The organism is Nocardia aurantia (assembly GCF_009604425.1).
Classification (GTDB): Bacteria; Actinomycetota; Actinomycetes; order Mycobacteriales; family Mycobacteriaceae; genus Nocardia; species Nocardia aurantia.
The window spans coordinates 1-22,661 of the sequence record NZ_WEGI01000024.1; the positions used below are offsets into that span (position 1 = coordinate 1).

General features: G+C 65.7%; 18 protein-coding genes. 11 read left to right on the forward strand and 7 right to left on the reverse strand.

Going from position 1 to position 22,661, the window contains the following annotated elements; genetic code table 11:
• Positions 1-357 precede the first annotated feature (357 nt).
• Positions 358-504, reverse strand: a complete 147-nt coding sequence (locus NRB56_RS38550) for a hypothetical protein (protein ID WP_194291130.1) — start codon at positions 502-504, stop codon at positions 358-360.
• An 864-nt stretch (positions 505-1,368) separates the two neighbouring features.
• On the opposite strand from NRB56_RS38550, the gene fgd reads away from it, so the two are divergent.
• Positions 1,369-2,373, forward strand: coding sequence for a glucose-6-phosphate dehydrogenase (coenzyme-F420) (gene fgd / locus NRB56_RS36945; RefSeq protein WP_153349029.1), 1,005 nt, complete (start codon positions 1,369-1,371; stop codon positions 2,371-2,373).
• Positions 2,374-2,553: 180 nt separating this feature from the next.
• Here fgd and NRB56_RS36950 read toward each other — a convergent pair whose 3' ends face one another.
• A complete protein-coding gene (locus NRB56_RS36950; RefSeq protein WP_227838657.1) occupies positions 2,554-3,474 on the reverse strand; it encodes a DeoR/GlpR family DNA-binding transcription regulator in 921 nt (306 codons plus the stop codon).
• Here NRB56_RS36950 and tal point away from each other — a divergent pair.
• From tal to gndA, 3 genes are read left to right on the forward strand one after another with little or no spacing between them, the layout of a single operon-like run.
• Positions 3,473-4,582, forward strand: coding sequence for a transaldolase (tal, locus tag NRB56_RS36955; protein WP_153349030.1), 1,110 nt, complete (start codon positions 3,473-3,475; stop codon positions 4,580-4,582). The genes NRB56_RS36950 and tal overlap by 2 nt on opposite strands.
• Positions 4,579-6,237, forward strand: coding sequence for a glucose-6-phosphate isomerase (pgi, locus tag NRB56_RS36960; RefSeq protein ID WP_153349031.1), 1,659 nt, complete (start codon positions 4,579-4,581; stop codon positions 6,235-6,237). The genes tal and pgi overlap by 4 nt, the downstream gene beginning before the upstream one ends.
• A gap of 36 nt (positions 6,238-6,273) precedes the next feature.
• A complete protein-coding gene (gene gndA, locus NRB56_RS36965) occupies positions 6,274-7,716 on the forward strand; it encodes an NADP-dependent phosphogluconate dehydrogenase (RefSeq protein WP_319944077.1) in 1,443 nt (480 codons plus the stop codon).
• Positions 7,717-7,988: 272 nt separating this feature from the next.
• Here the strand turns inward: gndA and NRB56_RS36970 are convergent, their stop codons facing one another.
• Positions 7,989-9,881, reverse strand: coding sequence for a CocE/NonD family hydrolase (locus NRB56_RS36970; RefSeq protein WP_319944078.1), 1,893 nt, complete (start codon positions 9,879-9,881; stop codon positions 7,989-7,991).
• 10 nt (positions 9,882-9,891) lie between these two features.
• Positions 9,892-11,436: an AMP-binding protein gene (locus NRB56_RS36975; protein WP_319944079.1), complete on the reverse strand. Its 1,545-nt coding sequence runs from the start codon at positions 11,434-11,436 to the stop codon at positions 9,892-9,894.
• Positions 11,437-11,767: 331 nt separating this feature from the next.
• On the opposite strand from NRB56_RS36975, the gene NRB56_RS36980 reads away from it, so the two are divergent.
• Complete coding sequence (locus NRB56_RS36980; protein ID WP_153349032.1) at positions 11,768-12,649, forward strand: LuxR C-terminal-related transcriptional regulator; 882 nt, start codon at positions 11,768-11,770, stop codon at positions 12,647-12,649.
• A gap of 41 nt (positions 12,650-12,690) precedes the next feature.
• On the opposite strand, the gene NRB56_RS36985 is transcribed toward NRB56_RS36980, so the two are convergent.
• A complete protein-coding gene (locus NRB56_RS36985) occupies positions 12,691-13,626 on the reverse strand; it encodes a LysR family transcriptional regulator (RefSeq protein WP_319944080.1) in 936 nt (311 codons plus the stop codon).
• A gap of 180 nt (positions 13,627-13,806) precedes the next feature.
• Between NRB56_RS36985 and NRB56_RS36990 the strand changes: the two genes are divergently transcribed.
• The 4 genes from NRB56_RS36990 (at position 13,807) to NRB56_RS37005 (ending at position 18,142) form a co-directional block, all read left to right on the forward strand.
• Positions 13,807-15,327, forward strand: a complete 1,521-nt coding sequence (locus NRB56_RS36990; RefSeq protein WP_153349033.1) for a CoA-acylating methylmalonate-semialdehyde dehydrogenase — start codon at positions 13,807-13,809, stop codon at positions 15,325-15,327.
• A 75-nt stretch (positions 15,328-15,402) separates the two neighbouring features.
• Positions 15,403-16,470 carry an enoyl-CoA hydratase/isomerase family protein gene (locus NRB56_RS36995; protein ID WP_153349034.1) on the forward strand — a complete coding sequence of 356 codons (1,068 nt, stop codon included), beginning with the start codon at positions 15,403-15,405 and terminating at the stop codon, positions 16,468-16,470.
• The gene (mmsB, locus tag NRB56_RS37000; RefSeq protein WP_153349035.1) at positions 16,467-17,366 is read left to right on the forward strand and encodes a 3-hydroxyisobutyrate dehydrogenase; all 900 of its coding nucleotides are present in this window, start codon (positions 16,467-16,469) and stop codon (positions 17,364-17,366) included. The genes NRB56_RS36995 and mmsB overlap by 4 nt, the downstream gene beginning before the upstream one ends.
• A complete protein-coding gene (locus NRB56_RS37005) occupies positions 17,363-18,142 on the forward strand; it encodes an enoyl-CoA hydratase (protein ID WP_153349036.1) in 780 nt (259 codons plus the stop codon). The genes mmsB and NRB56_RS37005 overlap by 4 nt, the downstream gene beginning before the upstream one ends.
• Before the next feature lie 86 nt (positions 18,143-18,228).
• On the opposite strand, the gene NRB56_RS37010 is transcribed toward NRB56_RS37005, so the two are convergent.
• Entirely contained in the window at positions 18,229-18,984 is a 756-nt protein-coding gene (locus NRB56_RS37010) for an SDR family NAD(P)-dependent oxidoreductase (protein ID WP_319944081.1), read from the reverse strand.
• Between the two features lie 143 nt (positions 18,985-19,127).
• Positions 19,128-20,426 carry an acyl-CoA dehydrogenase family protein gene (locus NRB56_RS37015; RefSeq protein ID WP_153349038.1) on the reverse strand — a complete coding sequence of 433 codons (1,299 nt, stop codon included), beginning with the start codon at positions 20,424-20,426 and terminating at the stop codon, positions 19,128-19,130.
• Between the two features lie 138 nt (positions 20,427-20,564).
• On the opposite strand from NRB56_RS37015, the gene NRB56_RS37020 reads away from it, so the two are divergent.
• Both NRB56_RS37020 and NRB56_RS37025 read left to right on the forward strand, forming a co-directional pair.
• Entirely contained in the window at positions 20,565-21,473 is a 909-nt protein-coding gene (locus NRB56_RS37020; RefSeq protein WP_153349039.1) for an enoyl-CoA hydratase-related protein, read from the forward strand.
• Positions 21,474-21,750: 277 nt separating this feature from the next.
• Entirely contained in the window at positions 21,751-22,539 is a 789-nt protein-coding gene (locus NRB56_RS37025) for an enoyl-CoA hydratase/isomerase family protein (RefSeq protein ID WP_153349040.1), read from the forward strand.
• Positions 22,540-22,661: the final 122 nt, after the last annotated feature.

Sequence of the window (22,661 nt, forward strand, 5' to 3'; positions counted from 1 at the left end):
CGAGAAGTTCAATACTGTGAGGCGGCACTCCGCCCTCGGGATGTTCAGTCCGATACGCTACGAACAGTCCCTGACAGTCGCAGCAGAAGCTGCTTGAACCACTGTCCGCCGTTCGGGGTGAACCTCACCGCACTCGAGCAGACCCTTCTCGAGGAACTGGCCACCGAGCCGGTCCAGGCCAGGATGACCGCCGCCGGCCCAGCGCGATTCGATAACCGCCCGCAACCGGTCGTCTACGATCCTGCCGCTACATCGAAAACTGCTGCACAACAACAGGTCTCGGTGGAAACCGGCCGGACCTGTCAGGAGCTTCGATGGGTTCGAGGCGGATTCGGAACGGCTATGGGGGACCGCTTGTCACGCGTGCCCCTGGCTGAGGTAGCGCTCCACGACCGTGTCGGCATCCAGTTCGGCTGCGCGGCCGCCGAAACTGACCGTGCCGCGGTCCAGGATGTAGGCGTACTCGGCCATGTCCAGGGCCTGGGAGACGTACTGCTCGACCATGAGCAGAGCGGCCCGGCGCGGGAAAGGACCTCGAGCGCTTCGAAGATCTGGTCGACGATGCGAGGCGCCAGCCCCATCGAGACCTCGTCGAGCAGGATCAGGCTCGGGGACGCCGAGCGGGTGGGTGTATGCCGCCATCGAGGGAGGTGTGCCGTTGCTTCCGGTCGGTCCCGTGCGTGTCCGTTTCACGCCGCGTCGCCGCGAGGATCACTTTCCGGTATTCGCGGTTACCGGAGACCGGTGGGCTTTCTGTTCGGCTTGAACAAACGGACCCGCAGGTAGGGGCGGCAGACCGCGGCCATCCGGTACCGCAGGCTGCCGGCTCCTCGTTTCGTATTCCCAGTTGCTGGTGGTGGGGCTCATGGCCGCTGATGGTGTCCCAGCTCGATGAGTGAGCCTTGTCAACGGTTTCCGGGGCCTGCTCGAGCGGGGGTGTTGACTTGTCCGCGCCTCAGTGTGCATGATTTCGGGCACCGCTTGCGCGATTTCGCGCGCAACGGTTCGAAGGAACTGATGAATCGCACACCGAAGGTCCCGGCCGACGAAGAGATGTCGGTCTGGAAAGGCGACCTGAGCAGGATCCGTGGCGGTCGGGATCGATCCGGTCGTTCGGTCGGGTATGGAAATTCGTTCAGCCTGCGATGTGCTCCATTCGGCCCACCAGGAGAGCGGCAGACGCGAACGGGCGTGCGGTTCGGAGCCGACCTGCACTGGGCGTCCGACACCGGGCACGCCCAGGCCTGCGAACGCACTGCCACGCCGGGCAGGAGCTACGCGCAGTGAAGCGGAGCGCAGGAACAGCGCAGAGCGAAGTGGTACTCGCAGGTTGTTGCGGTCGCTGAAATGAATTGAGGGACAAAGGCAATGGGTATAAAACTCGGGTACAAGGCATCGGCGGAACAATTCGCTCCTCGGGAGCTGGTCGAGCTGGCGGTCGCCGCGGAGCAATATGGGCTCGACAGTACGACGGTTTCCGATCACTTCCAGCCGTGGCGGCACAACGGCGGTCACGCGCCCTTCTCGCTGGCTTTCCTGGTCGCGGCGGGGGAGCGGACTCGGCGGATTCAGCTCGGCACTTCGGTGTTGACGCCGACGTTCCGGTACAACCCGGCGGTGATCGCGCAAGCATTCGCGACCATGGGCTGCCTGTACCCGAACCGCATCATGCTCGGGGTCGGGACCGGTGAGGCGCTGAACGAGATCGCCACCGGCTATCGAAGCGAATGGCCGGAGTTCAAGGAGCGTTTCGCGCGGTTGCGCGAGTCGATCGATCTGATGCGAGCGTTGTGGACGGGCCGGCGGGTGGACTTCGACGGCCAGTACTACAAGACCGTCGGCGCGTCGATCTACGACGTGCCCGACCAGGGTATTCCGGTGTATATCGCCGCCGGTGGTCCGGTGGTGGCCCGGTATGCGGGCCGGGCCGGTGACGGATTCATCTGTACTTCGGGCAAGGGCATGGACCTCTATACCGAGAAGTTGATGCCCGCCGTCGCGGAGGGCGCGAGCAAGGCGAACCGCGCCTTCGGCGACATCGACCGCATGATCGAGATCAAGATCTCGTACGATACCGATCCCGCACTGGCGCTGGAGAATACGCGGTTCTGGGCGCCGCTGTCGCTGACGGCCGAGCAGAAGCACTCCATCACCGACCCGATCGAGATGGAGGCCGCCGCCGACGCGCTGCCGATCGAGCAGATCGCGAAACGCTGGATCGTCGCCAGCGATCCGGACCAGGCCGTCGAGCAGATCAAGCCGTACGTCGATGCGGGGCTGAACCACTTGGTCTTTCACGCTCCCGGCCATGATCAGCGCCGTTTCCTGAGCCTGTTCGCACGCGATCTCGCCCCGCGGCTGCGCGCCCTGTGACCGGCGGCTCGCTACCCCAGCTTTCGAGCGAGCCGGCACGACGGCTGGGGTGCCGGGCATACCGTGTGACACCGCCCGACCGTGAGCAGCCGGCGAGCAATGGGTGCCCGGCGGGGAAAGGAATGCGCCGGTCGCGCTTCTACGTTCGAAGCGGTGTGCCTGGAAGTGTTCGGAAACCGGTCAGGGAGTCGGCTCTTGTGAAACGGTGAGGATATCGCCGAATTGTTCGCGGATGGCGGTGGTCACTTCGCAATCGGTGATGACGCCGGTGATCTCGTCGAGGCCGGCGACCTTGGCGAGTGCGCGGCGGCCGAATTTGGAGCTGTCGGCCACCGCGACGGCGTTTTCCGCGGCGGTGATCATCGCTCGCTTGAGCGGGACCTCGAGTGTGTTCATGTTGGTGATGCCGGCGTCGATGTCGACGGCGTCGGCGCCGAGGAATGCCCAGTCCGCGGTGTAGCCGGACAGGAACGCGATCGCACGTTCGCCGACGAGTGTGAATACCGAGCCGATCAACTCGCCTCCGGTGACGAGCAGGCGCACCCCGGGTGTTTCAGCGATGAATTTGGCTATGCGCAGGTCGTTGGTTATCACTGTCAGATCCGCGTGATGGCGTAGGGCCCGCGCGACCTCGTAGGTGGTGGAACCGCTGTCGAGGATGACAGTGTCGCCGTTGCGTACTCGGCCGGCCGCCGTTTCGGCGATCGCCGTCTTCTCGGTGCGGCGTTCGGCTTCTTTCATCGCGTAGGGAAGCTTCGCGGTGGCGCCGGGGGTCGCGCGTGCGCCGCCGTGGGTGCGTTGCACCTGTCCCGCGCGCTCGAGCGCGTCCAGATCCCGGCGGATCGTCGACGTGTCGACACCGAGTTCGTCGGCCATGGTCTTGGCCTCGACGTATCCGTCCGTCGCCAACCGGTGCATGATTTCGCGTCGTCGAGTGCTGGCTAGCAACTGTGCCTCCGAGACCAGGGTCCTGCAACGGTCGTGCTGTACTGCGGTTTCCTGCATCGTACAAGGGCCGGTTGTTGACTTGCTGCGATACCGCAGTGCATGATTTCGTGCATTGGCTGCGCGATTTCGCGCAATGAGGTTCGAGGAATCCATGAGTAGCACCTTGGAAGAGTTGGCCCACGAGGGCGTGTCGGTGTGGCTGGACGATCTGAACCGGCACCTGTTGCGGTCCGGGGAACTGACCCGGTTGGTCGAGTCGGGTTCGGTGGTCGGACTGACCACCAACCCGACGATCTTTCACAACGCGCTGCGCGGAAGCGCGGACTACGAGGAGGAGATGCGAGCGCTGGCGCAGCAGGGCGTTTCCGCGCAGGCGGCGGTACGCGCGGTGACCACGGGAGATGTTCGAGCTGCCTGTGATGTCCTGTGGCCCGTCTACGAACGGACCGGGGGACGGGACGGGCGAGTGTCGATCGAGGTCGACCCGCGCTGGGCACACGACACCGACCGGACGATCGCGGACGCCCGGGAGTTGTGGCGACTGGTCGGCCGTCGCAACGTGATGGTGAAGATTCCCGCGACGACCGAGGGCCTGCCGGCCATCACGCAGTGTCTTGCCGAGGGGATCAGCGTCAACGTGACGCTGATCTTTTCGGTGCGGCGCTACCGACAGGTCATCGAAGCGTTCCTGGCCGGGTTGGAACGCGCTCGCGATTCCGGGCTCCGCGTCGACGAGATCGGCTCCGTCGCATCGTTTTTCGTGTCGCGGGTCGACACCGAGGTCGACCGGCGGCTCGATTCGATCGGTACCGACGCCGCGAAGGCGCTGCGGGGGCGCGCCGCGATCGCCAACGCGGGTCTGGCCTACGAACGCTACGAGGAGATGCTGCGGGACAGCCGCTGGGCCGGGCTCCGGGCGGAGGGCGCCTTGCCGCAGCGCCCGTTGTGGGCGTCCACTGGCGTGAAGGATCCGAGCTACGACGACACCCGGTACGTGATGGAACTGGTCGCACCGGGAACGGTGAACACCATGCCGGCGGCAACTCTCGAGGCGGTGATCGCGCACGGGATCGTTCTCGGCGATCGTGTCACCGGTAGCTATGACACTGCCCGGGACGTGCTTTCCCGGCTGGACGGACTCGGAATTGATCTCCCCGTGATACTGGATCTGCTCGAGCGGGATGGCATCGCGAAATTCCAAGCATCGTGGACCGCGATGATCAGGGACGTCGACACGATGCTCCGCGAGGTCCGTTCATGAGCGCCGCCCTGCCGCATTCCCGCCCGCCCCGCGAGGTTTCACCCGCCGCGGCGGCCCTGACCGACTCGCCCGTGTGGCGCGATTTGAGTGCGCACCGAGCGGAATTGGCGACAACGTCACTGGCGCGACTCTTCGAGATCAACCCCCGGCGCGGAATCGACATGTCGATCGAGCGCGACGGCATGGTGCTGGACTACTCGAAAAACCTGGTCACCGACCAGACTATTCGCCTGCTCACCCGCCTGGCCACAGATCGCGGCCTCGGCGAGGGAATCGCCGCGATGTTCGCCGGCGATCGAGTCAACACGACCGAGGATCGCGCCGCCCTGCACACCGCGCTGCGCGCCGACGCGTCCGCATCGGTCCCGGTGGACGGCGAGAATGTGATCCCGGCCGTGCACGCGGTCCTGAATCGGATGAGTGATTTCGCCGATCGGGTGCGTTCGGGCGAGTGGCGCGGCGCGACCGGCCGCGCTGTTCGCACCGTGGTGAACATCGGCATCGGCGGATCCGATCTCGGGCCTGCCATGGCATACCACGCATTACGGGAACGGGCCCGGTCCGGGATCGACGCGCGATACGTCTCGAACATCGACGGCCACGACATCATCCCGGTGTTGCGGGATCTCGATCCCGAAACCACACTGTTCGTCGTCTGCTCGAAGACGTTCACCACCGTCGAGACGCTCACCAACGCTCGCACCGCACGCCGATGGCTGCTCGATCGTCTCGGTGACCCCGATGCCGTCGGCCGCCACTTCGTGGCCGTTTCGACCGATGCCGAGAAGGTATCGGCCTTCGGGATCGACCCGGCCAACATGTTCGAATTCTGGGACTGGGTCGGCGGCCGATACTCGGTATGGTCGGCCATCGGGCTGTCCTTGATGATCGTCCTCGGGCCCGATGCCTTCGAGGACCTGCTCGCCGGCGCACGCACCGTCGACGACCATTTCCGGACGGCGCCCTTCGAACAGAACCTGCCGGTACTGCTCGGCCTGCTGGGAATATGGCACAGGAATTTCCAGGGCGCTCAGTCGCACGCGGTGCTGCCCTACGATCAGCGACTGGCCTTACTGCCTGCGTACCTTCAGCAGTTGGACATGGAGAGCAACGGCAAGTCGGTGGACCGCGACGGGCACCGCATCGCTGTCGACACCGCGCCCATCATCTGGGGTGCGCCCGGCACCAACGGCCAGCACGCCTTCTTCCAGATGCTGCATCAGGGAACCACGCCGACGCCGTGCGACTTCATCGGCGTGCTCACCCCATCGCACAGTCGCTGGGAACACCACGATCTGCTGATGTCGAACCTGTTCGCGCAGACCCGCGCCTTAGCGTTCGGCGATCTCGACGAATTCGATCAGCGCCCGGCCCATCGATCGTTTCCGGGCAATCGCTCGAGCAACACGATCCTGCTGCCGCGCCTGACCCCCTTCACGCTCGGGCAACTGGTCGCGCTGTATGAGCACAAAATATTCGTCCAGGGCTGGATCTGGGGTGTGAACCCTTTCGACCAATGGGGAGTGGAGCTCGGCAAGACCCTCGCCGACCGGATCCACGGCGAGCTTCGATCCGATCAGCCCCCCGGTTTCGACAGCTCGACAAGTCAACTCATGCAGCGTTACCGCCGGGTCGGCCGACTCGGGCACCGCTGACCGACCATCCTCGACTCCACCTGAAAGAGCTGTATTGTGGCCTCCACCAATGCAATTGCCAACATCGGTGTCACCGGTCTGGCGGTCATGGGTAGCAACATCGCCCGCAACTTCGCCCGCAACGGCTATACCGTAGCGCTGCACAACCGCAGCATCGCCAAGACCGATGCCCTACTCGAAGCCCATGGCGCGGAGGGCGACTTCGTGCGGACCGAAACGATCGAGGAGTTCGTGGCCGCGCTCGAGAAACCGCGCCGCGTTTTGATCATGGTCAAGGCCGGAGAGCCTACCGACGCTGTCATCGAGGAGCTGGCAGCCGTCATGGAGCCCGGTGACATCATCATCGATGGTGGCAACGCCCTCTACACCGACACCATCCGCCGGGAAGCCGCGATGAAGGCGCGCGGGCTGAACTTCGTCGGCGCCGGCATCTCCGGTGGCGAGGAGGGAGCACTCAACGGCCCCGCCATCATGCCCGGCGGGCCCGCGGAGTCCTACAAAACTCTGGGCCCCATGTTCGAATCCATCGCCGCCGACGTCGACGGCACACCGTGCTGCACCCACATCGGCCCCGACGGCTCCGGCCATTTCGTCAAGATGGTGCACAACGGCATCGAGTACGCCGACATGCAGTTGATCGGCGAGGCTTATCACCTTCTGCGTGACGCGCTCGGCTTCGGCGCCGCGCAGATCGCCGACGTCTTCACGGAATGGAACTCGGGCGATCTGGAGTCCTACCTGGTGGAGATCACCGCCCAGGTGCTCGCGCAGGTCGATGCCGGGACCGGCGAACCTCTGGTCGACGTCATCGTCGACGCCGCCGAGCAGAAGGGGACCGGGCGTTGGACCGTCAAGTCGGCTCTCGACCTGGGTGTCCCGGTGACCGGCATCGCCGAAGCCGTCTTCGCTCGTGCCCTGTCCGGCTCGCGCGTGCAGCGCCGAGCCGCACAAAGGCTGGCTTCCGGGACACTCGCCGAAAAGCCCTCCGACACCGCACAATTCACCGAGGATATTCGCCGAGCCCTGTACGCATCCAAGATCGTCGCCTACGCGCAGGGGTTCGACCAGATCGCAGCCGGCAGCACCGAATACAACTGGGATCTGCACCCCGGCGACCTGGCGACCATCTGGCGTGGGGGCTGCATCATCCGCGCGCGCTTCCTCAATCGCATCAAAGAGGCGTACGAGCAGGACCCCGGGCTGCCGACCCTGATCCTCGCCCCCTACTTCCGGGAAGCCATCGAGCACGCCGTCGACAGCTGGCGTCGCGTCGTCGCCACCGCCACCATGCTCGGAATTCCGGTCCCGGCCTTCGCATCCTCCCTGTCCTACTACGACGCCCTGCGTGCACCCCGCCTCCCGGCGGCCCTGACCCAGGCGCAGCGCGATTTCTTCGGCGCCCACACCTACGAGCGGATCGACGCCGCCGGCAACTTCCACACCCAGTGGAGCGGCGACCGCAGCGAAGTGCCTGCTTAGGTTCCTGTCGGACTGATTTCGTCGCGAAGCGTGGCCGCACATCCAGCTGCGGCCGCGGCTGGATGTGCACCAGCAACACGATGTCGGCACCGAACCGGTGGCGGCCACGGCCGCCGCCGGCGGCACCGTTCCCGGTCACACCTGCTGCTGTCGCCCATGTGTATGTGCCCTGGCAGGACACATCGTGGGTTGGAGGTGTCCGGCCGGCTAGCTCACGCTGTCGGGGAGGTTGCCCGGGTGCCCCGCTGGAGGTCCCCAGTGCCGCAGACGGATCAGCGGTTGATGATGGGCAGGATGAGGCGGCTGGGTCGGGTGCCGCCGTGGTGGATGGTGTTGTCGGCGGTGATCATGTCGTGGAGGGCTTCGGTGGCGATCGCGCCGCCGGTGTTGGAGTTGCGGTCGTAGTGGGGGAAGTTGCTACTCGAGATGTCGAGTCGGATGCGGTGGCCGGGCAGGAAGACGTTGGAGGTGACCGACATCGGGATGGTGACCTCGTAGATTTCGCCGGGGGTCATGAGTTCTGGTTCGGAGAGGTCGTTGCGGTAGCGCAGTCGGAGGATGCCGTCGCATATGTTGAGGGCTGTGCCGTCGGGGGAGACGTCGACGAGTTTGGCGGTGATGTCGGTGTCGACGGCGCTGGAGCAAACGAACACCTTCAACTCGACGTGGCCGGTGACCTCGACCGGTTCGTCCAGCACGGGCGTTACGTAACAGAGAACGTCGGCGCGGCCATCGACAACTCGCTGGTCCACCGGCCCGACAAGCCCGGGCAGGGTCGGTAACAGGGCGCCGCCGGCGGTGGGCACCGGGTCGCGGGGGTCGTAGCGGAAGCTGTCCTGTGCTTCGGTGTGTGGCGGTTCGAGTTGGAGGGTGCCGTCGCCGGTGCGGGTGTTGGCGGAGCCCGCGCTGTGGAGGTGGTAGTCGGTGTAGCGGGTGTCGGGTAGCGGCCAGTCCTGCTCGTCGCGCCATTGGTCGATGCCCATGACGAAGATGCGAACCCGTGGCGCCGGAGTCGATTCCGGCAGACCGCGCAGCCACTTGTCGTAGAACGCGACATGGGTGGGGCTGAGATCAGCGCCGGCTGTCAGGCCGAAGAACCGGTCCGGGAATCGCCCGGTCGAATTCCCGTGGTCCCAGGGGCCGATGACGAGCTGAGATCCCTCCCGGACCTCGACAGAGCCGGCCTGGGTGCGCATGCGGACGAAATCGCCGACGGTTTCATGGATTTTCAGGTCATACCAGCCGGAGGTGAACAAGGCTGGGGCCGTGACGTTTTCGATCGAACGCCGCCAGTCCTGGGCTTTCCAGTAGTCGTCGAAATCGGGGTGGGCGAGCCAGTCGTCGAACCAGCGGCCCTTGCCGATCACCGGCAGGTCGGCGACAGGGGTGTCGTAGTTGAGGGCCAGCGGGTCCATCAGGGCGGCACCGAGGCGTTTCAGCGACTCGTCGGAGATGGTCTCGCCGCGCTCGAGGGCGCGCTGTTCTTCGGCCGCGTACATGAAGGCGTTCCAGAAGGTCGCCAGGCTCAGCGACAGGGCGCCGCCCGGCGAGTACCACACACCCGAGTACCAGTCCGCGGACGCGACGCTGGGCGCGATCGCCTTCAGACCAGGCACGCCGGTGATGGCCATCGCCCATTGAGTCATGCCCTCGTAAGAGGCGCCGTAGGTGCCGACCGTGCCGTCGTACCAGTCCTGCTCGGCGAGCCACGCGAGGGTGTCCTCGCCGTCGGCGATCTCGTCGAGCTTAGGCTGGAAGACGCCCTCGGAGGCGAACGTACCGCGGCCGTCCTGGATGACCACCGCATACCCCGCGTTGAGGAAGGTGAGCAGGCCGGGCACCGGGTTCGCGAAGCCGGCATCGGCGCGTTCACGCCCCTTACCGTAGGGCGAACGCATCAGCAGAGTCGGGGCTTTCCCCTCCAGCGGCCGCCATACATCGGCTCGTAGGGTCACGCCGTCCCGGGTGGTCATCGGTACGTCGCGTTCGTAGATGTGCTTCACGAGTATCTCCTCGTCGAGAAAGTTGGGATCCAGTGGCCGGCGAGCTGCCGGAACAGGCGCTGAGGTGACGTTGAAAATTGGGAGTAGCCGGCTCGGACATGACTCTGCGGCCCTGCGGCGGCGGTAGGTACCAGCCGATAGGGATGCATCGAGCACGGCCACTGCGGTCGGTTCAGTCGTGCGAACCATTCCGAAGCAGAAAACGCTGGATCTTTCCGCTGGGCGTTTTGGGGAGTGATTCCACAAAATGGACGGTTCGGGGGTACGCGTGCTTGGAGTACTTGTCGCGCACCAGATTTTGCAGTTCGCGCTCCAGGCTCGCATCGGGGACTGCCGTGCTGTCGAGGACGACGAACGCCTCGACCACCTCGCCTCGAATACCGTCTGGATCCGCTCGTCCGACGACAGCGACCTCGACGACGCTCGGGTGGGTCACCAGGACGCTCTCGACGTCGAACGGGCCGATGCGGTAGCCGGCCGCGAGAATGACATCGTCATCGCGAGCGGAGAAGAAGAAGTCTCCGTCAGCGTCCACGCGCCCGGTGTCGGCAGTGAGGTACCAGGCGCGGTTCGAGGTGAACCGCGCGGCGGTCTTGGCGGCTGCGTTGTGGTAGCCACCGAACCACATGAGGGGACTGTGTTCGACGTCGATGGCGATTTGGTCGTCGACGATTCCGGCCGTGTAGCCCGGCAAGGGCTGCCCCATCGATCCCTGCTTCGTGGGGCGGGCGAGCTCGGGATGCCAGTGGTTGCAGATCACCATGCCGACCTCGGTCTGACCGTAATGATCACGGACCTCGCAGCCCAGTTGTCTTGTAGCCCAATCCAGGACTTCCGGGGTCAGGGGCTCTCCTGCTGACGAGGCACGCCGGAGAGTGAGTTTCACATCGGCTGTGCTCTTGCGCATGGCCCGGTACATCGTCGGTGCGCCGGTGAAGTTGGTGACGCCGAAGGTGCGCAGGACCTCCAGGGTCGACTCGGGGGTGAAGCCCCCTTCGAACATCAGGCTCCGCTGTCCCGCCGCCAGTGGGGCGATGATCGAGTAGTACAGCCCGTACGCCCAGCCCGGGTCGGCTGCGTTCCAGTAGACGTCGGATTCCTGAACATCGAGCGAGAAGGTCAGATAGCTTCGGAAGGAGGCCAACGCGCGGAGCGGGACGGGCACTGCCTTCGGTTTGCCGGTAGTTCCGCTGGTGTACAGCTGGGCGAATGTGCCCGCACCGCCGATCGTGACCGAACTCGTATCAGGGGCGCATGTCTGCGCGAGGGTGTCGAGTTCGGTGATGTCGAGGATCTTCACCTCGGTCAGACTCGAGAACTTCTCTCGGTGAGCCGCTTCGGTGATGACCAGTTGCGCGGCACTGTCGTCGACGCGCAGCTCGACCGCCCCTGATGCGAATGCCGTGAACAGCGGCACGTGGACAGCGCCGATCCGCCACAGCGCGACGAGCGCGACGATCAACTCGGGGCGCTTGCCCAGCATGATCGGCACTCGATCGCCCCGCCCTACGCCCATTTCACGCAGGGCGGTGGAATACCTGCGCGACCGCTCGGCGATCTCGCCGTAGGTCAGATCCTCGGCTTTCAGGTCGGATCCGACGAAGGTGAACGCGACCGTATGGGCCGGGTGCCGATCACAGAGCAGATAGGCGCCGTCCGCAGTCGAGGAACTGTATTCCTCCAGCCATGCGGTGATGGTGTCGTCGATGGCGGGCACATGTTCTCCTTGCAGGTTCCCCACTGTGTTCCACGACACTCTGACCCACGAGTAAGGCGTCGTATACCCTCCGAAGAGGGGAAGGTTCGAATTCGGCCGGATCCTCACCCCCGCGCCACTGAACACCTGCCGAGTCCGGTCATTCCTCCGTGAAGGCGGCCCAGCCGGGCTATCGTGCATCGTGTTCGACATCGGAGACAGCCTTCAGCTACGGTGTTGAGCTTGTCTTCACTTCGATCTCCGTGCTCCCGGAGGTTGCTGTGACCAACCCGCGGGCCATTCGCGACCTGCCTGCCGCCTGCTCCATCGACGTCGAACAAAGCACGATTTCATGACCGATCCTTCTCGCCTCCGCCGTCTGCCTGCTGTTCCCGATCCGTCCTCTCGAGCTCGCTCGCTGACCGCCATCGAGGACATCGACGCGGGGATGACGCGCGCGCTGAACCGCGTGCAGGCAGCCACTGGAGTCTCGCTGGCCTTCGGTGGCGCTGTACTCGACCAAGGCGATGTGCAGCTGCGGTACTTCGCCGGGCCCACTGCCGGGGCGCTGACCGGTGTCACCCTCAAGGTCAACGAAGGGCTGGGCGGCAGATCGGTTGCTCTGATGCGGCCCATCGCGTTACGTGACTACTTCGAATCGGACCGCATCACCCACCGCTACGATCCCCTCATCCGGGTCGAGGGCTTACGCTCGCTGGTGGCGATCCCGATCATCATCGCCCGCCGACCGGTGGCGATCCTGTACGGCGCGTTTCGGGGCGTGCAGGTCGTCGGAGACCGAATTCAGGACACCATCGCGCAGGAAGCCCGCGCACTCGAACACGAACTCGTCGTGCGCAGCGCCATCGTCACCCGCGAACCCGTACCCGAACAAACCCGATTGCACGAAGAAATCCGCAGCGCGCACAATCAACTTCGCCTGCTGAGCCGAACGATCACCGAACCCGAACTGCGCGACGCGATCGAAAAGATCGCGCGCCGGCTCGCCCGAGTCGACGCCCCGACTACATCGACCCTCGCACCGCTGACCGCTCGCGAAGTAGACGTCGTGAGCCTGGCTGCCACCGGAATGGCCAACCGGCAGATCGCCACCACCCTCGGCTTGTCGCTGCACACGGTCAAGAGCTATATGAAGACGACCATGTCGAAACTGCACGCCGGCACGCGTCTCGAAGCCGTCGTCAACGCGCGCCGCGCCGGCATCATCCCCTGATCCCGCCTGCGGCGCCGCAATCGCTCGAACGCCGTTGAGTACTACATCGGCGCTGTGGGCCGTGGGCCGGAATCGGCGTGGTTCGGTTCGGGAAGTAGTTCGGGGAGGCGCTCCGCGACGGTTTCCCGGATCGCTCGCATCACCGAGGTGGCGGCCGGGCGGCGCAACCGTCTGGATGCCATCCAGGCGGTGTATTGAAGCACGATTCGGACCTCGGGAAACAGGACGCGGCGCAGAGTGGGTTCTCGGTCGGCGACGTAGGCCGGCAGTAGTCCGATTCCCGCGCCGGCGAGGGTGGCGATCGTTTGGGCCTGCACGCTCGTGGAGGCGAACGCGGCGTGGCGTCCCGTGGCCAGGCGGCCCAGGACGCTGAGGTCTTCGACACGGAGCAGGCTCTCGATGTAATAGATCAGGGAATGGTGGCGGAGTTCGTCGGTCGCGAGGGGAACGTCGTGGTCGTGTAGGTATTCCTGGGATGCGTAAAGTCCCAGTGAGTACTGAGCGAGCGGTTCCGCGCCGAGGCGTCCGAGAATGGGTTCACCGACTCCGATTTCGATGTCGGCGCCGGTGTTGAGCGAATTGAGCCGGGTCTGGGTGACGATCTCCACTTGGAGTTCGGGATTGATTTTGTGCAGGTCGGCAAGTGTCGGTGTCACGATATAGGCGCCGAAGGCTTCGGTAGTGGTGATGCGCACCAGGCCCGAAAGCGTCTCTTCACCGCCCCTGTTCCGGGCGTGTTCGCGGGCGTTGGCGAGAGCGGTCTCGATCTGCTCACCCGATCCGAGGAGACTTTGCCCGAGTTCGGTCAGCTCGCATCCGTGCACCGAGCGAGTGATGACCGGCGCTGCGAGTTCCCGCTCGAGAGCCGCGATCCGGCGGGAAACCGTGGTGTGGTTGAGGCCGAGTGCCGCACCGGCCCCGAGCAGGGATCCGCATCGCGCGATTTCGAGGAGAACGAGGAGGTCGTCGGCACGCACGAATTCTCCCTTCCCGCAGCTGTGCGAATCTGCACAACTGGTGCTCGCGATTGTATCTACCCGCTGTGCCGGTGTGGCCTCAGACTCGGTGACTGTTCGAGATCAATGGTTGGGCGACCGACTGTTGGACATTATTCGACCTTGTCCTCGGGCAGGTGCGGGATCAGACGGAGGTTGGGCATGGTTCGTGAGCTGACTCATTTCATCGACGGTCGTGGCGTCGCGGGGACATCCGGCGCGTTCGGCGATGTGTACGACCCGAACACCGGGCAAGTGCAGGCGCGGGTGCCGCTGGCCGACTCCGGTGAGGTGGCGGCTGCGGTCGCGAATGCCGCTGCGGCGCAGCCGGGTTGGGCGGCGTTGAATCCGCAGCGCCGGGCCCGGGTGCTGATGAGGTTCGTGGCGCTGGTGCAGGACGAGATGGATTCGCTGGCGGCGCTGCTGTCCGCCGAGCACGGTAAGACGATTCCGGACGCCCGGGGTGATATTCAGCGTGGTCTCGACGTCGTCGAATTCGCCATCGGTATACCGCATCTGCTCAAGGGTGAGTACACGGAATCCGCGGGTACCGGCATCGATGTGTACTCGATGCGCCAGCCGCTGGGGGTGGTCGCGGCGATCAGCCCGTTCAACTTCCCGGCGATGATTCCGCTGTGGCAGGTGGCGCCGGCGCTGGCCTGCGGGAACGCCGTGATCCTCAAGCCGTCCGAACGCGATCCCTCGGTGCCGCTGCGGCTGGCGGAGTTGTTCCGCGAGGCCGGGCTGCCCGACGGCGTGCTCAACGTGGTCCATGGAGACAAGACCGCGGTCGACGCCCTGCTGACCGATCCGCGGATTCAGGCCGTCGGGTTTGTCGGTTCGACTCCGATCGCGCAATACATCTACGAGACCGCGACCGCGCACGGCAAGCGCGCGCAGTGCTTCGGTGGCGCGAAGAACCACGCGATCGTCATGCCGGACGCCGATCTGGACGACGTGGTGGAGCAGTTGATCGGGGCCGGCTACGGCTCGGCGGGTGAGCGTTGCATGGCGATCTCGGTCGCGGTGCCGGTCGGCGAGGAGACCGCGGATCGCTTGGTGGCCAAGCTGACCGAGCAGATCGCGAAGCTGAACGTCGGCCGTTCCGACGATCCCGGCGCGGACTTCGGGCCGCTGGTCGGCCGCGACGGAGTCGATCGGGTCGGGAAGTACATCGGGATCGGTGTCGAGGAAGGCGCGGAACTCGTCGTCGACGGCCGTGGCCTGAAGGTCCCGGGAGCCGAGGACGGCTTCTTCGTGGGCGCGACGCTGTTCGACCGGGTGACGCCGCAGATGCGGATCTACACCGAGGAGATCTTCGGCCCCGTGCTGGCGGTCGTGCGCGCCGCCGATTACGAGGAAGCGTTGCGGCTGCCGTCCGAGCACGAATTCGGTAACGGCGTAGCGATTTTCACTCGCGATGGGGATACCGCGCGCGATTTCACCGCACGCGTTCAGGTCGGCATGGTTGGAGTGAACGTACCGATTCCGGTCCCGATCGCCTATCACACCTTCGGTGGCTGGAAGCGGTCCGGCTTCGGCGATCTGAATCAGCACGGTCCCGACTCGATCCGGTTCTTCACCAAGACCAAGACGGTGACCCAGCGCTGGCCCTCGGGTCGTAAGGAAACCGGCTCCTCGGGCCGGTCATCCGATGCCTTCGTGATTCCGACGATGGACTGAGCGGATGCACCGGATCTTCGGCGGCACCGACGAAAGCATGCGGGTGGTCGTCCCCCGTTCTATGACAGGAGCGGCATGAGTGAACCAGAGGTTCTCCTGGACAAACGTGACGGGCTCGGCCTGGTCACGCTCAACCGGCCCAAGGCGATCAATGCCTTGAATCATCCGATGACGCAGGCGATTCTGGCGGCACTGCGGGAGTGGGCGAGGGATGACGAAGTGCGCGCAGTCGTGGTGACCGGGGCGGGGGAGCGGGGGCTGTGCGCCGGCGGCGATATCGTCGGTATCTATCACGACGCGAAAGATGGTGCGGGCGGTGCTGATTCGCCGTCGGGTCGGTTCTGGCGCGATGAATACATCCTCAACGCGTACATCGCGCGCTACCCCAAGCCGTATGTCGTGGTGATGGACGGCATCGTGATGGGTGGCGGGGTTGGCCTGTCCGGGCACGGCAGCCACCGCATCGTCACCGAGCGATCGAAGATCGGCATGCCCGAGACCGGGATCGGATTCGTCCCGGACGTGGGCGGCACCTATTTGCTCGCCCACACGCCGGGTGAGATCGGCACCCACGTGGCGCTGACGACCTCACCGATGACCGCCGGGGATGCCATCGCGGCCGGCTTCGCGGACTACTTCGTTCCCACCGAGGATATTCCGGCGCTGCTGAGCGCGCTGCGAACCAGCGAACCGGACGTCGCGATCGCGAAATTCGCTCGGCCCGCACCGGTTTCGGCGCTCGCCGGACAGCGGGACTGGATCGATACCTGCTACAGCGCGGATACCGTCGAGGAGATCGTGGCCCGGTTGCAGGCCCACCCGGCGCCTTCGGCACAGCGGGCTGCGGGCGATATCCTTTCGAAATCGCCGGTGGCGCTGAAGGTTACGCTCCGTTCACTGCGCCGGGCCCGTGGGTCGGCGAACCTCGAGCGGGTGCTCGATGCGGAGTACCGGGTGTCGGTGGCCGCGCTGCGTAGCCACGATCTGGTGGAGGGCATCCGTGCTCAGGTCATCGACAAGGACCGCGAGCCGCGGTGGCGGCCTGCGGCCCTGGCCGAGGTCACCGCGGCGCAGGTCGATTCCTATTTCACTGCTTTGGGCGACGGTGAGCTGAAACTCGTTGCCCCGGAGGGACACCCATGAGTACTGCGATCGCATTCCTCGGTCTGGGCCATATGGGCGGGCCGATGGCCGCGAATCTGGTCCAGGCCGGCTACGAGGTACTCGCCTACGACCCGGTTCCGGCTGCCCGGAGGCAGGCTCGTGCCGACGGCGCCGTCGTGGTCGACACCCCGGCCGCGGCGGTGTCGAAGTCCGCGGTCGTGATCACCATGTTGCCCACCGGGTACACCGTACTCGAGGTGTATCGCGAGGTGCTCGTCTCCGCCGCGCCCGGCACGCTGTTCGTGGACTGCTCCACCATCGACGTCGCCGACGCCGTCCAGGCTGCGGAACTGGCTGTCGCACAAGGGCACCGGGCACTGGATGCCCCCGTATCGGGTGGGGTGTCCGGCGCGACGGCCGGCACGCTCACCTTCATGGTCGGCGGTGCGGCACCGGATTTCGCCGCCGCACAGCCACTGCTGGAAGTGATGGGCGGCCAGGTCGTGCACTGCGGCGGCACGGGCGTCGGCCAGGCGGCCAAGATCTGCAACAACATGATGCTGGGTATCTCGATGATCGGGCTGTCCGAAGCGATCGTGCTGGGCGAGAAGCTGGGCCTGAGTCACCAGAAGTTCTTCGATGTGGTGTCCACGGCCTCGGGACAGTGCTGGTCGCTGACCACCTACTGTCCGGTGCCGGGGCCCGTCCCGGCCAGTCCTGCCAACAACGACTATCGACCGGGTTTCGCCACCGCGCTGATGACCAAGGACCTCGGACTCGCGGCGAACGCGCTGCGGGACAACGGCGTCGACGCCCGGATCGGGCTGCTCGCCGCGGAAATCTACCAACGATTCAACCAAGACCAGAGCGGTATGGATTTCTCGGCGATCGTCACCGACATCCGGAAGCGTTCGGGAGAGGACGACAAAGCATGACCGACGAGTTCGACACCATCCTCCTGGAACGCAGGGATCGCGTGGCATTGCTGACCCTGAACCGGCCCGAGGCGCTCAACGCGCTCAATTCCCAAGTGCTGGAAGACATCACCACCGCTCTCGACCGACTGGAACGCGACAAGACTATCGGCGCGGTGGTCCTGACCGGTTCGTCGCGAGCCTTCGCCGCAGGAGCCGATATCAAGGAGATGCAGTCCAAGTCGTACATGGACATGTTCATGACGGACCACTTCGCCGGCTGGGATCGGCTCACCGCCTTCCGCAAGCCGCTCATCGTCGCGGTCGCCGGATATGCCCTGGGCGGGGGATGCGAATTGGCGATGATGTGCGACATCCTCATCGCCGCCGACGACGCGAAATTCGGCCAGCCCGAGATCAAACTCGGAGTCATCCCCGGTATGGGCGGCTCCCAGCGGCTGTCTCGCGCTGTGGGGAAGGCCAAGGCGATGGATCTCATCCTCACCGGCCGCACGATGGACGCCCAGGAAGCCGAACGCTCGGGTCTGGTCGCGCGCGTGGTTCCGGCCGACCAACTGCTCCCGACCGCCCTCGATGTGGCCGCAACAATCGCCGCGATGTCGCTGCCAGCGGCGATGATCGCCAAGGAGGCGGTGAACCGCGGCTACGAAACCGCTCTCACCGAAGGGCTGCGGTTCGAGCGTCGGGTGTTCCATTCGCTGTTCGCCACCGACGATCAGGCCGAGGGTATGGCCGCGTTCGTCGGCAAACGTGCCGCGAAATTCACCCACCGCTGACCAGGACGTCCGAGAACACGCTTCCGACGAAACTGCGGGATGGACGCCTATCGGCATGGCGTCCATCCCGCGAGGGCGCCCATATTTCAGAAGATGGAGTACCCGCCGTCGACGACGACCTCGTCGCCGGTGTGGAACATCAGCGACGGATCGGCCAGATAGGCGGCGACCTCCTCGTACTCCGAGGGGTCCGCCCAGCGCCGGACGGGTGTGCGCGCGGTTGTCGCCTGCCGGGTGCGCTCGTCCTGGTAGCCGCCGTCGGAGAGGCTCGTGCGCGTCCAGCCCGGGATGAGCGTGTTGCAGCGCACCTTGTACCGGGCGAGCTCCACGGCGAGAGTCCGGGTCAATCCCAGCAGGGCCGTCTTGCTCGAGGCGTACGGCGCCTGTCCCGCACCGCCGAACCGCGAGATCATGGATCCGACGACGACGATCGAGCCCCCGTTTCCTTGGGCGATGAACCGGCGAGCCGCCTCGCGGCAGACCAGGAACGCGCCGTCGAGGTTGACGGCGTGCACGCGTCGCCAGGTCTCGAACGAGAGGTCCGCGACGAGCGTGGCTTCCGACGTGCCGGCGTTGGATACCATGCAGCCGAGCGGGCCGAGTTCGGCGACCGTCCGTTCCATCGCGTCGGCCACCTGCGCTTCGTCCGTGACGTCGACCGACAGGGCGATCGCCTTCACACCGAGGTCGGTCAGCTGCTTCACCGCGTCCGCGCTCTTGGCGGAGTCACGGGCCCACAGCGCGATGCTGCCTCCCGCCTTGGCGATTCCCGTAGCGATGCTGAGGCCGATGCCGCCGTTGCCGCCGGTCACCACCGCAACTAGGCCCGTGAGGTCGTTCACGTTCATTCCTCCCTGAGCTGATTGTCCCTGGGGCATAGCAGTTTTCGGCTATCCTGCCCGGGGCCGGGTCCGTCCGGCCGACAGCGTCCGAGCCCTCGGGTGGCCGGTCACGATGGTGACCTGTCCCGAGAGCCCGGAGACCGTCAAATGTCGGCGGCCTCGTGCTCCAGCCGCTGCGCGAGGTGCTGCTGGGCCGCCAGCCGGCGCGTGGGCAGATGCTCACTGGGCCACAGACCGTCCGCCGGCTTGACGTTGCGCAGCAACTGCTTCGCCAGGGTCATCTGGTGGACCTCGGTCGGGCCGTCGGCGAGTGCCACCGCCTCGGCACTTACCAGCATCGAGGAGAACGGCATCTCATTGGAGATGCCGAGCGAACCGTGCAGGTGCATGGCCCGGCGAACGACGTCGTAGTAGACGACCGGCATCGCGGCCTTGACCGCCGCGATGTCCTTCCGAACGAACTGGTAGTCCTGGTGCTTGTCGATCAGCCACGCCGTGCGCAGCACGAGCAGGCGGAACTGCTCGACCTGCAGCCAGCTGTCGGCGATCGCCTGCTGGGTGAGTTGCTGGGAGGCGAGGCTGCCCGCACGCACCTGCCGAGAAACCGCCCGCTCGAGCATCATGTCCAACGCCCGGCGGACCTGGGCGATCGTGCGCATCGCGTGATGGATGCGCCCACCACCCAACCGCGCCTGGGCGATCTCGAACGCCGCCCCCTCCTTGCCGAGCAGGTGGTCGGCGGGGACTCGGACCTGATCGTAGGAGACGTAGGCATGAGAACCGGTGTCATCGCTCTCGGTCCCCAGACCGACATTGCGGATGATGCGCAGCCCCGGCGCGTCGGCGGGGACGATGAACATCGACATCCCGCCCCGGGTGCCGCGCTCGGCGTCGGTCACCGCCATGACGATGTAGAAGCTCGCATACCGGGCGTTGGAAGAAAACCACTTTTCGCCCCGGATGACCCACTCGTCGCCGTCGCGGACGGCCTGCGTGGTGAACAGGCCGGGATCGGATCCGGCGTGCGGTTCGGTCATCGAGTAGCACGAGGAGATCTCGCCGGCGAGCAGGCTGGCGAGATAGCGTTCCTTCTGTTCGGGGGTGCCGTAGCGGGCCAGGATCTCGGCGTTACCCGAGTCCGGCGCCTGGCAGCCGAAGACCGACGGGGCCCATCGTGACCGGCCGAGGATCTCATTCAACAGAGCCAGTTTGACCTGCCCGTACCCCTCGCCGCCGAGTTCGGGCTCCAGGTGGCAGGCCCACAGTTTCGCGTCCTTGACCTGCTGTTGCAGCGGGCGGACGATCCGCATGGCCTGCTCGTCGCCCTTGTTGTACGGGTCGCCGAGGACCAGATCCAGTGGCTCGATCTCGCTGCGCACGAAGTCGTTCGCCCAGTCGAGCTTGCGCTGAAAGTCAGGTTCTGTCTCAAAATCCCAAGCCATGGCCATTTAATACACTCAGATCGAATAAGCTGTCAAGTGCATTAATCGACCGTGGGTGCCCGAGTGCCTTCGATGTCCGCCGGACCGTTGCCTCCGGGTGGCCCATGGTTGACTGGCGCGTCGACACAGGTGCGAAGCATGGGCCGATCGGCCCGGAATACGAGGTCTGCAGTGCACACCACCGAAATCGTCTACGAGGTAGCCGACGGTATCGCCACCATCACCCTGAACCGGCCCGCCCGGCTCAACGCGTTCACCCAGACGATGGCCGGCGAGTTGCTGGCCGCATTCGACGAGGTGGACGCCGATGACGAGGTGCGGGTGGTCATCCTGACCGGTGCCGGCCGGGGTTTCTGTGCGGGCGCCGACCTGGGCGATGCCGGAGTGGATACCTTCAGCGCCGAGCGCCTCGGGCACGAGTCCGCGGGCATGATCGACGGCGCACCGCGGGACAGCGGTGGGGCGGTGTCGCTGCGGATCGCCGGATGCCGCAAGCCGGTGATCTCCGCGTACAACGGTGCGGCGGTCGGCGTCGGCGTGACGATGACTTTGCCGACGGACATCCGGATCGCGGCCGAGTCGGCGAAGTTCGGCTTCGTGTTCGCGCGGCGGGGTCTCGTGCCGGAGGCCGCTTCGGCATGGTTCCTGCCGCGCGTTGTGGGGATCTCGCAGGCGATGGAATGGGTCGCGACCGGGCGGGTCTTCGGCGCGGAGGAGGCGCGTGCGGGCGGGCTCGTCTCGCGTGTCGTTCCCGATGAGGAACTGCTGCCGGCCGCGACGGCGGTCGCACGGGAGATCGCGGACCATACGTCCGGCGTGTCGGTGGCCGCGTCACGGCAACTGCTGTGGGGGATGCTCGGCTCGCCCACCCCGTGGGACGCGCACCGGTACGACTCGAAGGCGATCTTCGAACTCGGGAAAGGGGCGGATGTCGCCGAGGGTGTGGCCGCGTTCCTCGAGAAGCGCCCGGCGCGGTTCCCGTCGCGGGTGAGCAAGGACTTCCCGTCCGCGGTGCCGCGGTGGCCTGTCCGTCCGGATGCGTACTGACCTCGCATTGCCGGTCGAAGTCGGGTCCATAGCTCGACTCGGATGCTTGCCATGGCGAGCCAACTCACGTACTTTACGATCGTTCGGTCGGCGCCGGGAACGAGTACCCGCACAGGTGGACCAAATGGCCCTGGCTTCGTCGAACATGGCGACAGTGAGCCGTTACGAACGACTCGGCGTAACGCACCCAGGCAGTCAGCCGAACGATCGTTCTGTCGGCCGGTTCGGTCGCCCACGAAACGCTCCATGCACGTAGCACCGAAGGAGATGCTCGAAAATGGTCGAACTTGCTGACTACCGGGACAAGTATCAATTCATCAAGCTCACGCGGGACCAGAGCGGAATCCTCGAGGTGCGTCTCCACACCGACGGTGACTCTCTGAGATGGGGGGCGGCAGCTCATCGAGAGTTCACCAGTGTGTTCCGGCAGATCGCGCTCGACCGTGGCAATCGCGTCGTGATCATCACCGGGACGGGCGAGGAGTTCCTCGGGCCGCGTGCCGATGCCCCGGGCGGCAAAACCACGTCTCCGGCGATGATGACCTTCGCGGAAGAGTACGAAATGTGGGAGAAGGACGGCTTCATCGACCAGCCCGAGATGAACAATGCCCTGCTCGACATCCAGGTCCCGGTGATCGCCGCGGTCAACGGGCCCGCGCGCCGGCACTGCGAAGTTCCGCTCTACTCCGATATCGTCATCGCCTCCGAGGATGCTTCGTTCGAGGACTCGGCGCACTTCCATCTGCAGGACACGGTGCCGGGCGACGGCTGCCACATCTGGATGACCGCGCTGCTCGGCATCAACCGAGCCCGCGCCTACATGCTCTCGGGTGAGGTCATCACCGCTGAGGAAGCGCACCGCTGGGGCTTGGTGAAGGAGGTTGTCCCCAAGGAGAAGGTGCTGGAGCGGGCCTGGGAAATCGCGCGGCAAATCGCCGAGAAGTCGGACTCCACCCTCCGGTTCACTCGCGCGATCATGGTCCAGCCGCTCAAGAAGCAGACTCTCGAGCTGCTCAGGATGGGAGTCGTCTTCGAGGCTCTCGGAGCGCTCGGGCGCAACGTGTGAATGCGAGCGACGCACGGGGTCGGAACTCCTGGGTCGGTTCGTGAGTATGACGTCGACCTAGGCGCGGTGTTTGTAATTGTCGGGTGGCGTCGTCGGCGCCCCTTATTTCCGGATGGGAGTGT